The organism is Vibrio sp. 10N.222.46.A1, from assembly GCF_041473595.1.
Lineage (GTDB): Bacteria > Pseudomonadota > Gammaproteobacteria > Enterobacterales > Vibrionaceae > Vibrio > Vibrio tasmaniensis_A.
Window position 1 is genome coordinate 1 of record NZ_JBFRSN010000238.1, and the last position, 11,906, is coordinate 11,906.

Genomic DNA, 11,906 nt, shown 5'->3' on the forward strand with positions numbered 1-11,906 from the left:
ACAGATGTTTACATGCCGAGCTGATCTCTGAAGTTGAAGGCTATTGGGAACAAGCGGATCTTGTGATCCTAGACCGTCAACTTCCTGATGGTGACTCAGTAGATTCACTTCCCGGTTGGAAGAAAAAGAAAGACATCCCAGTTATTTTGCTTACGGCTCTCGTGACAGTAAAAGACAAAGTAGCCGGCTTAGACTCAGGTGCGAATGATTACCTAACGAAACCATTTGCAGAAGCTGAACTGTTTGCTCGAATCCGTGCACAGCTACGCCTACCTGATGCTGAAGATCAAGATGCATCAAAAGTGATGGCTCAAAATCTGGTAATTGACAAGGCAACACGTGAAGTGTTTTTTAATGAACTGGAAGTCACGTTAACGCGTACGGAATTTGATCTATTGCTATTCTTGGCAAGTAATCTTGGTCGAGTGTTTACTCGTGATGAGCTACTAGACCACGTTTGGGGTTACAACCACTTCCCAACAACTCGTACTGTAGATACGCACGTTCTGCAACTAAGACAGAAGTTACCAGGTTTAGAAATTGAAACCTTACGTGGCGTTGGCTACAAGATGAAAGCGTAATGAAAAAAGCCTTACTTCCACTACTCATTTTATCAAGCGTCATCAATACTGCACACTCCGCCGATTGGTTTAAGGACAGTGATGCGCTGACACAAGTGCACAAGCATCTGCTAGATAATGATTTAGCATTGATGTTTGATTCACTAGTGGAAGTTTGGCAAATCAACGCTTCGCAATCTCGCGAAGATCATCTCAATCAGCTGTTCGAGCAAGCATTGAACAAAGATTGTGGGAAAACGCTCACCAAAAACACTTTACCGGACTGGATAAGCTCGGTCGTCGTGAAAAGACACATTATCCAAAGCCCAGGCAGGGAAACATTCCGTGTGGCGATTGATGTTGAATCGGAAAGCAACATCCAAGACATCACCTTTGAGAAGTGGGTCGACAAGGTCGTTTCGTCTGATAGTGAGTTCACCAAAGGTAACCCTGTAATCAATAACACTTCAGTGAGTGTATACAGCAAACGTTATAGCTTAGCGTCTCAACTCGATTCTGGACTTTATCGCCTGACTGTAAAAGGAAATAGCGGTAACTCCTGGAGCACTTGGGTCATTCTTGGTGAAGTGGTTATGCGTCAACAAGTTCGTTGGGCATCTAAAGACTCTTGGTTGATCGATAAAAAAGCACTGCTGAACCCATACTGCCCATTACCAAAGTTAGACGTAGGTTTGTACGATTATGTCGATGAACGGTATAAGCAGGTGTGGGGTAAAAGTTATGAATCCGATTATCCGACCAATTTAACGGGTGAAGAAGTGCCCAATGATCGTTATGTTTTAGCTGTTTCAATGGTACATTCGCGCTGGCAAGGTGACATAGCGATAGAGCAAGCACAAACTATCAGTAAAACTTATGATATTTCTAGCGAAGAGTAGCTAAAGTAATTTAGAATTGAGCCGTTAATAATGTAAGGGATCTAACAAAGATAAACGGCATGAAAAATACAACTAAACTACTCGCAGCATCAATTGCATTCGCCAGTCTTCCTCTTTCAGCAGCAAACTACGCCATTGAAGCGCGTGGTGATGCGATGGGTGGTGTTGGTGTTGTTTCAGCAAACTTCCTAACAGCTCCATTCTATAACCCAGCACTTGTTGCTATTTATCGTCGTAACGATGATATGGGTATGATCACGCCAAGTTTTGGTGGTAGTTATAATGACCCCCAAGACATGAAATCAAATATTGATTCCGCTCTGGCTGCGACAAACACTGCAGATTTAGATGCAGCTCTTAAAAAACTCGATGGTAACCAAGCTAATGTTGAACTTGGTGGTGTTGTCGCATTCGCTATCCCAAATCAATTTATAGCGGCTAACCTATTCGGCAAAGCCTATACAGAATCGTTTGCTACACCAAATGTTTACAATGAAGCGTCAGCGACAGATGCCGATAAGCTTGAGTTGTCGACGGTAGAAGCCGTTGCTATTGGTGTTACCGAAGTTGGATTAACTCTCGCTAAATATCAAACCTTTATGGGGCAGCATATTTCATTTGGTATCACGCCTAAACTTCAACGTATTTACACATACAACTACGTTGCTTCTGTTAAGAGCTACGATTTGTCTGATGTAAGAGACAATGGTGAAGGTGAAACTTCTTTTAATATGGATGCTGGCGCGCTTTGGTTCACAGGTCCATTTCGAGTTGGTTTTTCGGCTACCAACTTAATATCTAGAGATATCAATACCAAAGATACATCTCAAACTTTAACGAGCACGACCAGCGGTGTGACACACAAAGTCGGTGGCCAATACGCATACAAACTAGAGCCAGTATATACCGTAGGTGCTGGTATCGTAGCGGACTACTTCACGCTTAGTGTCGACTATGACTTAAATGAAACCGAAAAGTTTACTTCGTTCAAAGATAATGAACAGATGATTCGCGTTGGTACAGAAGTTGATGTTCTGCGTCAGCTACAGCTAAGGGCAGGGTACTACAAGAATTTGGCATACTCTGGTTCAGAAGGTACAGTCACTGCAGGTATTGGGTTGTCGCCACTCAATTTGTTCCAGTTAGATTTAAGTGCTAACTACACAAATGAAAATGCAATGGGTGCATCAATCAATTTCCTTGCTAGTTACTAACAGTCCTTATATAGTTCTGCTCCTAAATAAAGGAGCAGACTATGCTAAACGACTTACCAACCCTTTCTCACGAAGAACAACAGAAAGCTGTTGAACGAATTCAAGAAATGATGACCCAGGGCATCAGCACAGCACAAGCTATCAAAATCGTTGCTGAGCAAATTCGTGAAGAAATGAGTAATAAAGAAGAGTAGGGCATTAGCCCTTCTTTTTTAACACCTTAGCGCACTATAACTAAATATATTACCCTATAATATATTATCTCGTACATACCAATTCTTTAGTTACCCTAAACCCCGGACTATTCAAAACCATTAAATGCCTTTTATTCAGTAAGTTACGTTAGAGTAATCCACTTATCAGGCTTTTCTTGGCTTCTATTTGTAATTAAATTACAGCGAGCTCTGAAAGCAATACAACTATCATTTTGGGTGTCAGTATTTATGTCACCATGTCTAAGTAGTTAAATCTATGGCGTTTTTTAAGGATAGTGACGTTGTGACTTCCATTTTTAGTGGATCAGAGTGCGTGATTAGAAGCGTGACGGGAGCAGAATAATAAGGATTTCCTCGAAGAGCAGCGCGAGATAAGTAACGACGGTAATGTTCAAAACCGATACCGCGAGTGACTTACGACTGCTTAGAGAAAGCTTTTACTAGCCAGATATGTGCGGTTTAGAACAAGTAGTTAGGAAGCTTAGAAACGATACATATAACCTGAGAATGCGATTAATGGCGTTACTACAGAATGTGTTGTTACCGATGGTGAGAGCGCGCTTATAGGCCTACATAACGATTAGAATCCTAATGAGACAGTAAAGCTTTTGGCTTCTTTAGTCTGCGTTGAAAATCTAACGGCGGCTTAAATGGACAGTAGATATCGACAGGGTATTAATGGCGTCTTGATTGGGTATTGGCAGAGAGTTGAACGTGTAACTGCAGTCTAGTCAAGCGAGCTTTAGTACAACTTTGCGACTTGGTTTCGTCCGTTGTCTTTCGCTTGGTAGAGTGCCTTGTCTGCACGTTTAATTGCAGAACGTATCGATTCATGTTGCTTAAGCTGTGTTACTCCAGTCGAAGTCGTTACTTTAAGCGCTTTAGGCCAAACGCTTTGGTCGATTGCTAGGTATAGATTATTGATAGATTCGTTACACTGTAGCGCAGTTTGCTCCAGGCAAACTAAAAGGAACTCCTCACCACCCCAGCGATAAAGTAAATATTGCTCACCAAGACTCTCGTTAGCCGTTGCGACAAACTGAATAAGTACTTTGTCACCCACTTCATGGCCATGTTGATCATTGATTTGCTTAAAATGGTCTAAATCAAACAAAGCGATGTGAATGGTTTTTCCTTGCTGAGCTAACCATTCAAAATCATAGAAAGCATCTAAAGCTTCAGTTCTGTTCCTACAGCCGGTTAACGGATCGGTTGTAGCCTTTATCTTTAGCTCTTCAATTTCTTGAGTCAACGAACGTTGTTGCTGTGCGGCATCTGTTCTTGTTCTTCTGGCTAGATATAACGCACAAGATATATAGTAAATCGCATACAGCACCCATAAACTAATTAAGAGTTTTCCTAGTACAAACTTGTCGATCGTCTTGCCGTGAAAAACGATGCTTTGTACTGTCAGTTTATGGTGCCCATCAAGTGTGCTAGCACCAAGCCCTAACTCAACAGACACTGCGTTGGTAACGTCTACGGCGCTATTCGTAATAGGGTGGTTGTAATAGTCGATCCACCACAAAGGGACATTGAAATAATCTAAGTCGATGTGTTTTCTATCGGGTAACGAGAAATCTAAACGATTGAACTTATTAGACATAGCGTCACCTTGAACGCTGTAATTCTCGTCGTAATTTCGAATGTAAAAGCGAAACCTTGGCTGTTCTTGGCCTTCGTAATCCATATTGATGGTCACTGAGTCATACACTGAGAGATCCAGACCTTTACCTTCCGTAGAGATAACGAACTCAATCTCACAGAATGGCGAGCTATAGGTACGCTTAAAGTCACACTGTAACTCAATGGTGTCTTCTGACTTATACAGCACCCCTTTGGTGCCACCATTATGTTCTTGGTCAGTGTTAACGAGTGTAGGGAATCTGTCTGGAGTGATAACGTAGTTTTGATCCATGATCATATGGTAAGAGATAAACGACAGTAGAGTGGCAGCGAGGCAAAAAACCGAAAGGAATATATTGATTTGCCTGAATACGTTGTCGCTCAAAATGTTAATCATCCATACTGTAACTTTGTGGTTATGCGTGATGTCACCGCAAACAGAGATTCTATCGAGTATTCACATTCGCACTCAATAGTTAAAATTGAATTGAAGATTATACAGAAAAGTTAATGATTAAACTGATTTTTAGAACAAATTCTGTACGCATGGCGTTGGTTTTGAATGCTATTCACTCGATAAGTGTGGTTTTTGCGGGGGTATCAATTTAACTGTATATTTATACAGTTAAATTTAATGTGGTTCGGTTTGTCGTAATCAGAGTTATGTGTGCGAGTTTTATGGCTTGCTGTGACAACGAGTTATGAGGCCACTGTTACTGTTCATCAATTAAAGTGGAGGGCCGTTATGTTGCAGTGTCACTTTTTAAACTCAATTTTATCGAAAACTTTGTTGTCTATGAGAGCGTTCGTACCACTCATTTTGTCTTTCATTGCCAATTACGCGCCATACGTAGAACAAAGCTTCAATGCGCTGCAGGTTATCCCAAATCCGTATTAGTTTGTAGTGGGTGCTGTTGTGGTTGATACGCTAGGCATGCGCGCCATGGTGCGATACTTACTTGAATACTACGCATCTCGATGGAAAACGAAGTGATGGCGTACCTCGATGCGTTAATCATCGCTTTGATTACAGGTGGAGTCTCAAGCCTTGGCACGATTGCGGCTTTGAAAACCGACATCAACTGGATAAAGCGAGTGCAGCAAGACCAAGAGCAACGGATACGAAAATTGGAGGCCCCCAATGGCTAAGAAAGGTTATAAGTGCAAAGGTCGAAAGCAAAATGGCCAGTTAATGAAAGGCTACACACTTAGAAATGGGCGTGTTGTCAGGGCAAACACTACACGTAAACGCTATAAAAAACGTCGATAAAGCTCATTAATATGAAGGCAATCTCTTATAAAAATGTCTCTTTTTGTGCCTAATCTATAGGGGGTTGAACACTTAGCACTTTGTTTTACAGCTAATGATTTAAATCACTGTTATAAATAGGATTAATGGTTATAGTTATTGTTTCTAAACTAACTAACCAGAACACAGGGACTCTAAATTTAGTGCTCTCTATTTAATTGCGTTTTACACAAGCCATTAACATCAGTTTTGAGGTCAATTATGATTTTTCTGAATAAGTCGGGTTCAGTCCTACATGGTAGTGCGCTTTGCGATGAGTTAAAAGCGTTACTCATCGAGCACGAAGAATATTTAGGCTCATCTCTTATACCTGATTTATCACATATTAATTCTCGGGCAGAAAACCATACGGGTATTGATGTTTGCGATGTTACTTTTCTTGGCGGTAATGAATACCAACTTGATTATCAGTATCAGTGGTCAGTTTATAACGGTTGTGCCGACATGGATCTTGAAGGAGAAGAGGATTCTTGCATTTCCTTTACTCTTGAAATGGATGGTGAATTGGTATTCGATATTCTAGAGGTGGAACAACGCAACACACTCGAAGAGTTTTAGTGTTAATAAACGTTTAAGACAGTTTTTTTAACGTGTAATCATGCCTTATGGGATAGTTTGGAGTTATTTTGATACAAGTGGTAATTGGTGTGATTTTAGGGTTTACAGCTACAATTTGGTATGTAGCTTGGGATCTTCGGCTGAATTTTGATTCATCGCTGTCTGTGAATATTGTAATCGCTATAGCAACCGCGATAGCCGCCGCAATTCACTTCGACTCGGTAAAAAGCCAAGAGCGAGAAAGAATTTGGGAGCTGAACAAAACAGAACTCCTTAATTTGTCTAAAGAGCTATCTGATGTGATACACGAAACAAAACAGGCTATAGATTATGAGTCTTCTTCAGGTGACCCTGAATATCAAACTAAAGTCCTGAGTAACCCCAAGGTTTACAAAGCTCTAGATGAGAGAGTGTTGCTTCTAATCGAAGTTCAAAAACCATTACTACCTAAAAAGTTTATGCAATGTATTGAATCATTGCATGCATTAGATAAAGAAGTTTCGCGCCAGGTGTGGGATGAGGATTTAGACCATATTACAGCCCATGAAGAAATGCTTTCGAAATACACTGAGTTACACCAAGAGCTTAATGTGTCGATTCGAAAAATGGCAGGTATAAAAAAGCTATAACTAGCATTGAGAGGATTCTCAGTGCTCGAGTTTATAATTTTCCTTTTAGCACTTAATTGGCTTTACGCTTATTGAGGCCTCACAATCTCTTACTTGGGCTTAAAGGTTTTATCTAAGGTGTCAGCTTGGACTGACAAACTGATTAAGAAGAGAGTTATGACAATTAAGTATAAAGAGAGTTACGGCGACTACTATGTTTACTTCGAACAATATCCTAATGATTGTTATTGTTTGTGGAAAAAAAATAGTCAGGAAGAGAAGGTTTATTCTATTGAACGTATAGATGTTTTACCTCAATTGCGCAGGCGAGGGATGGCTCGTGAGTTATTAAATGCAGCGATTGAACAGATTAGAAGCGAATGCAATAAAGCGTGTATAGAGATTTCCGCACAACCGGATCAAGATAGTAAAATAACAAAGGAAAGCCTTGTAACTTTTTACGAGTCTGCTGAGTTTGAGGTCTATCAAAAGTATCGTTCACGTACAGACCTTCGCTTATATTTAGATGCATCAATGAAGCCTGATCCACTATTCGATAGTCCATTATATTTCAAATTTGTTATCTGATATGCGTGTCGGTAAGTCTAGAAGTACTTAAAATGCATGAGGATTTTACTTCGGCACAGCTTATTAAGGTAAAAACGATTTACCTTTGGGATACTTTACGAGAGAAATATGAACATAGTGTTAGCAACTTACAAAGATCCAGCTCATGGATTAGATTGGCATCAACAAACTCCCAAAATCGAAAAAAATACTCGAGAGCTTTTGGTGAACTCTGAGCTTCCATTGGAATTTTCTATACGTGAGGGGAATATTGGTCGCGGTGCTGACATGCCTGTTACTGTTGTAGAAATTCTATCTGTATTCGGCCTAGTAACATTTGTTATTCCTGAAACACATAAACGCATAAGAGAGTCTTTTGAAGAGTGGGGACGAATCCGAGAAAGTATACTAAATTGCATTTTCTTACTCAGCCGAAAAAATAAATTAGTTTCTCTACCGGAAGAAGTGCTATTTGCCAAGTCAGTTGAAAAACTCGTTTCGGAATTGAACGATGATGCTGTTTTTGTAAAACATGAAATAATTCATAGCATTGGTAGCCATGAAGATCATGCCGGCCTAATGGGTTTTTACTTTGATTGCGATGGAAAACAATGGCGTGTCGTTATCAATGGTTTGGCTAAAATTAAACTAATAGAACAGATATAGATAACATTAAAGCCCGATTCGTTATCGGGTATTTTGGGGCCTTATCGGCTTTCGTTTGTTTGGATACACGGTTTACGTAGGGCGCCGATAATTAGTAGGTAAAATATGAAACAGCCTCAATTCGATGGTGAAATGCTTCTTTGCTCTAATTGCTTTGAAGACGAAGGTTTAAAAATAAATGCATACAAAGTGGGAAATCAATCACCAGACAAGTGCCCAAATTGTAATAGTATCGACGGCAACAAGCTTACTAAGGAGTTAATTGAACAATTGGCTTGGCGGTTTTTTGTTAGTGGGACTACGAAACGCTGTGATTATGGAGCTGCGCCTGTAATTCAAATGAATGAATACCACTATGGAAAAAGTGATATCAGTCCATCACCTTGGCTAAAAAATGACATTAAATTAATCGAAGATACCGCCAAAATTGGTTTTTTCCATTATGGCCCACGTTTGTGGATGGTAGGTGAGGTTGAGCCCCTTAAAGATTTACAAAATGAAAATACTCGAGATTTAATTATCCAACGGGTTATTACTGAATACCCAGAAAAAATCATCCCTAGTGCTACTAAATTTTATCGCTTGAGAGTAAACCCTACCAGACCATCTGAGCCTATGGAGTATGATAGTCCACCAATTGAATTTTCAGGAAAGGGTCGATTAGACTCATCTGACTTATCTATTATGTATGGGTCTCAGGATATTGATGTTTGTATTCATGAATGTAGAGCTTCGGCAGATGACGACATTTATGTAGCTACGCTAAAAACTAAGAAGAACCTCCGGTTATTAGACTTAACACACGTGTTGGTAGAAGATAGAACCGAATTTGAGAATTTAGACTTAGCGATACACATGTTGTTTTTAGCTAAATCGCATTCTTATGAGATATCTCGAGCTATAGTCAAAGCTGCTGAAAAGGTGGGCTATGACGGGGTGATTTATCCTTCTTTTTTCAGTTTAATTCGAACTGGTGGGCACCCATTTGATACTGTTTATGGTTTATCTTTACGTCGACATCATCCAGAAAGACAACAATACGCTGATACTCAAACCATAGAAAACTTAGGCCTTTTTGGTTCTCCATTACAGTCTAATTTTGTTGAAGTGGTTTCTATAAACCGGCTTGTTATTACGCATGTAGCTTACCAAGGACATTTTGGCCCAGTAGAATACTGACTTTTCCTTGATTTGACTCTATCTAACCATATGAAACAAAGGGACAATTATGGAACTGGCGTTATTAGTCTTACAGTGTATGACACTATTGGGAGTTAGCGGTATATTCATGTTTCGAAGGATGTTATTTTCCTATTCTTCAGAAAAAGGGAAAAATCTCGCAACAAAGCAAGATATTGAATATATAACTAGGAAAGTTGAAAGCACCAAAAATGAGTACATATCTGATATTGAGCGATTAAAAGTCGAATTAGCGTTGCTGTCGAGAAAGAATGACATACTTTTAGATGAGAAAATAAGAGTGTTCAAAAAGCTGCAGAGTAGGTTGGTTGGATTTAAGAGGTATTGTGAAGCGTCTCTAGGCTCTTTTGATTCCCGAGGTGAATTTCATCCAACCTTGGAGTTTCTCGATGCTAGTATAGATAGATCAGCGCTACTTCATATAACCGCATTGCATGAAATTGAACAAGAAGATTTCATTTTCCTCTCAGAACGTTCTAAGAAAACACTTTCAGACTTGCGGGATAGTTGTTCAATAATGTGCAGCATGGAGCTGGTAATATGCAATAACCAAGATGATAGGAACCTAGCTGAAAGTGCAATTCCCGTATATGAAAAAGCAATGGATATCATCGATATTTGCCTTCAAAGTTTATTCGAAGAACTTGAATTTCCATTGAGAAACGGATAATTGCATCGGTCTAAACATATATTTGATGCTAGGAATTGGTTCATATTGGGTGTTGGGGTATATAGAGTAAAACGTAAAGTCCTGGAGAGCTAGTAACGTTTTATATATAGCTGTTGTGACTGGTTTTATTTAAATTTGGTAGGTACCCAAGGTTTCGCTGGCATACGGCGTCCGCCACGAAATGGCAACGGATGTTCTTTAGGTGGGTAAAACTTTGGGGAATCAATTCGACCGTGGCGTTCGACGAGCTGACGATGTTCGTCGCGCCAATACGCAAAGCTGAGCAATTCTTTCGGATTAAACTCGCGTCGCTCAGGCGTGATCAAGGTGGCACGGTCAAAGTGAACCCTAAATCCATTCCAACGATGGTCTAAAGGCAAATAACCGCGAGCGTGGATGTTCATCAATTTTTCGGCCATCGGGTTCACAGGGACTTCACCTGAGAGCCAACGCTGGACCGTGATCGGTTGAACATGAAAAAAGGCCGCGGCGTCGTGGATACCATCAAAGTGATGATGCACGAGATCCGCAAAGTGTGGCGTGAGCATGTGATCTCCTTCAAAAATTAAGACAAGCGTGCAAAGTTTTTTTCCTCCTCATAAAGTGTGTTTGTAGTAGAAAGTCTCTGGAAACGGCAACACGTCAGCGTAAAAATCAGAGACACGAAAACCAAGTATAGCCAACAATATTGAACGCAACGTGCATAAACGTGCAGTCAAAATCCATAAAACCAACAACATTAAGGACTTAATCCGGCGTGGTGTGCAAAATCCGTAAGGACTAAGGTACTGAAACTCCTCACATTTTACGTACAACCTGTCAATCCCATTTTAAAATGTCCTTATTTGTCCCCAATAGAAATGTCCCCTTGTTAAGTCTTTCGACTGGAAGCTTTGAAGGGGTCGGTGAGGACAGGGTTGATGGCTCGAGGCGCGGTTTGTAGGGCTCTTTGTTGTGCACGGCGCTTGGGGGCTTTCTTACTGCGGGTTCGTTGCTGTTGTTGTTCGAATTCTTCTTGTTGTTGCTGAGCAAATTTTAAAACTTGGCCGAGGCGTTTGTTGTCGACGATTTGGGTTTGTTGAACGTGCTCGAGTTTGTCGAAGGTTTTGAATTCGAGTTTTCGATGCCCGTACTGAATGGCGATTTCTCCATTTGGGTAGTCGAGTACCTTCACGGTTTCGTGCATTAATCGGCTGTTTTCTTCGGTGGGCTCAATGAGATAAATTACTTTATCGTATTGAAATGTCAGTGATTTTGAGAGCTTGCGGCTTTCTTGCCAACTGAAAATATCGTCGAGTTCTTGCTTGGATTCTCGAACCGGACGATGCATGTTTTTCGGGTATTGAGCGGGCTTAGCAAAGCGGTGGTTAAAATCGGCGATGAAGTAGGGAAGCCAGGCGTTGGCTTGCTCGATGGTGTTGATGCCTTGTAAGCGCATCTCTTTAACCAGCCGGTCTTGCAACGTGAGATTGGCTCGCTCAACACGGCCTTTGGCTTGGGAGCTGTTGGCACAAATGAGTTCTATCGCCAGCTCTTTCAGCACGCGCCCGTATTGGGTTTGGCCAACTTGTTTGTGTTTCTCCTGATTCACTCGAAATATGGAGTGTTTGTCGCTGTAAAATGCGATGGGTTTACCGTGCTCATTGAGGTATTCACGCGTCGCCAACATGTAGTCAAACGCGGATTCCGTTTCGCTGAATCTTAGGTTCATCAAGCGGCCAGTCGCATCGTCAATGAACACCAATAGGCAGCATTTGTCGCTGCGGCCTTCAAACCAGTCATGATGGGAGCCGTCAATTTGAATAAGTTCACCC

14 protein-coding genes and 1 pseudogene are annotated in these 11,906 nt (G+C 40.8%); 12 read left to right on the forward strand and 3 right to left on the reverse strand.

Annotated elements, in window-relative coordinates; all coding sequences use genetic code 11:
* The 4 genes from AB4496_RS07985 to AB4496_RS08000 all read left to right on the forward strand — a co-directional run.
* Positions 1–581 (forward strand): response regulator transcription factor (locus tag AB4496_RS07985; RefSeq protein ID WP_372130792.1); only part of this gene is annotated, 581 nt, incomplete at its 5' end.
* A complete protein-coding gene (locus AB4496_RS07990) occupies positions 581–1,459 on the forward strand; it encodes a DUF2861 family protein (RefSeq protein WP_102258013.1) in 879 nt (292 codons plus the stop codon). The genes AB4496_RS07985 and AB4496_RS07990, both read left to right, overlap by 1 nt.
* Positions 1,460–1,518: 59 nt before the next feature.
* Positions 1,519–2,673: a conjugal transfer protein TraF gene (locus AB4496_RS07995; RefSeq protein ID WP_012600631.1), complete on the forward strand. Its 1,155-nt coding sequence runs from the start codon at positions 1,519–1,521 to the stop codon at positions 2,671–2,673.
* Between the two features lie 41 nt (positions 2,674–2,714).
* Positions 2,715–2,867: a YoaH family protein gene (locus tag AB4496_RS08000; protein ID WP_004731009.1), complete on the forward strand. Its 153-nt coding sequence runs from the start codon at positions 2,715–2,717 to the stop codon at positions 2,865–2,867.
* A 763-nt stretch (positions 2,868–3,630) separates the two neighbouring features.
* On the opposite strand, the gene AB4496_RS08005 is transcribed toward AB4496_RS08000, so the two are convergent.
* A complete protein-coding gene (locus AB4496_RS08005; protein WP_102258014.1) occupies positions 3,631–4,911 on the reverse strand; it encodes a GGDEF domain-containing protein in 1,281 nt (426 codons plus the stop codon).
* 408 nt (positions 4,912–5,319) lie between these two features.
* Between AB4496_RS08005 and AB4496_RS08010 the strand changes: the two are divergent.
* From AB4496_RS08010 to AB4496_RS08045, 8 genes and pseudogenes are all read left to right on the forward strand, one after another.
* A pseudogene (locus AB4496_RS08010) lies at positions 5,320–5,508 on the forward strand (hypothetical protein); the annotation flags it as partial.
* Entirely contained in the window at positions 5,493–5,663 is a 171-nt protein-coding gene (locus AB4496_RS08015; protein ID WP_372130797.1) for a hypothetical protein, read from the forward strand. The pseudogene AB4496_RS08010 and the gene AB4496_RS08015, both read left to right, overlap by 16 nt.
* 361 nt (positions 5,664–6,024) lie before the next feature.
* Positions 6,025–6,381, forward strand: coding sequence for a hypothetical protein (locus AB4496_RS08020; RefSeq protein ID WP_102257884.1), 357 nt, complete (start codon positions 6,025–6,027; stop codon positions 6,379–6,381).
* A 77-nt stretch (positions 6,382–6,458) separates the two neighbouring features.
* On the forward strand, positions 6,459–7,010 hold the full coding sequence (locus tag AB4496_RS08025) for a hypothetical protein (protein WP_240798345.1): 552 nt from the start codon (positions 6,459–6,461) through the stop codon (positions 7,008–7,010).
* 156 nt (positions 7,011–7,166) lie between these two features.
* Entirely contained in the window at positions 7,167–7,577 is a 411-nt protein-coding gene (locus AB4496_RS08030; protein ID WP_102257882.1) for a GNAT family N-acetyltransferase, read from the forward strand.
* A gap of 108 nt (positions 7,578–7,685) precedes the next feature.
* Positions 7,686–8,222, forward strand: a complete 537-nt coding sequence (locus AB4496_RS08035) for a hypothetical protein (RefSeq protein WP_102257881.1) — start codon at positions 7,686–7,688, stop codon at positions 8,220–8,222.
* Positions 8,223–8,327: 105 nt separating this feature from the next.
* The gene (locus tag AB4496_RS08040; RefSeq protein WP_198592102.1) at positions 8,328–9,401 is read left to right on the forward strand and encodes an RES family NAD+ phosphorylase; all 1,074 of its coding nucleotides are present in this window, start codon (positions 8,328–8,330) and stop codon (positions 9,399–9,401) included.
* A 49-nt stretch (positions 9,402–9,450) separates the two neighbouring features.
* On the forward strand, positions 9,451–10,092 hold the full coding sequence (locus AB4496_RS08045; RefSeq protein WP_102257880.1) for a hypothetical protein: 642 nt from the start codon (positions 9,451–9,453) through the stop codon (positions 10,090–10,092).
* A gap of 125 nt (positions 10,093–10,217) precedes the next feature.
* Here AB4496_RS08045 and AB4496_RS08050 read toward each other — a convergent pair whose 3' ends face one another.
* On the reverse strand, positions 10,218–10,640 hold the full coding sequence (locus AB4496_RS08050) for a phage protein (RefSeq protein WP_048612102.1): 423 nt from the start codon (positions 10,638–10,640) through the stop codon (positions 10,218–10,220).
* A gap of 323 nt (positions 10,641–10,963) precedes the next feature.
* Positions 10,964–11,906: ISNCY family transposase (locus AB4496_RS08055; protein ID WP_372130795.1), on the reverse strand; the 943-nt coding region annotated here is incomplete at its 5' end.

Excerpts from the sequence above, each read along its gene's own strand:
- AB4496_RS08015 (WP_372130797.1), top strand. The coding sequence starts at position 5,493 with ATGGAAAACGAAGTGATGGCGTACCTCGATGCGTTAATCATCGCTTTG.
- AB4496_RS08005 (WP_102258014.1), bottom strand. The coding sequence starts at position 4,911 with ATGATTAACATTTTGAGCGACAACGTATTCAGGCAAATCAATATATTC.
- AB4496_RS08000 (WP_004731009.1), top strand. The coding sequence starts at position 2,715 with ATGCTAAACGACTTACCAACCCTTTCTCACGAAGAACAACAGAAAGCT.
- AB4496_RS08040 (WP_198592102.1), top strand. The coding sequence starts at position 8,328 with ATGAAACAGCCTCAATTCGATGGTGAAATGCTTCTTTGCTCTAATTGC.
- AB4496_RS08035 (WP_102257881.1), top strand. The coding sequence starts at position 7,686 with ATGAACATAGTGTTAGCAACTTACAAAGATCCAGCTCATGGATTAGAT.
- AB4496_RS07995 (WP_012600631.1), top strand. The coding sequence starts at position 1,519 with ATGAAAAATACAACTAAACTACTCGCAGCATCAATTGCATTCGCCAGT.
- AB4496_RS08020 (WP_102257884.1), top strand. The coding sequence starts at position 6,025 with ATGATTTTTCTGAATAAGTCGGGTTCAGTCCTACATGGTAGTGCGCTT.
- AB4496_RS08045 (WP_102257880.1), top strand. The coding sequence starts at position 9,451 with ATGGAACTGGCGTTATTAGTCTTACAGTGTATGACACTATTGGGAGTT.
- AB4496_RS08030 (WP_102257882.1), top strand. The coding sequence starts at position 7,167 with ATGACAATTAAGTATAAAGAGAGTTACGGCGACTACTATGTTTACTTC.
- AB4496_RS08050 (WP_048612102.1), bottom strand. The coding sequence starts at position 10,640 with ATGCTCACGCCACACTTTGCGGATCTCGTGCATCATCACTTTGATGGT.
- AB4496_RS07990 (WP_102258013.1), top strand. The coding sequence starts at position 581 with ATGAAAAAAGCCTTACTTCCACTACTCATTTTATCAAGCGTCATCAAT.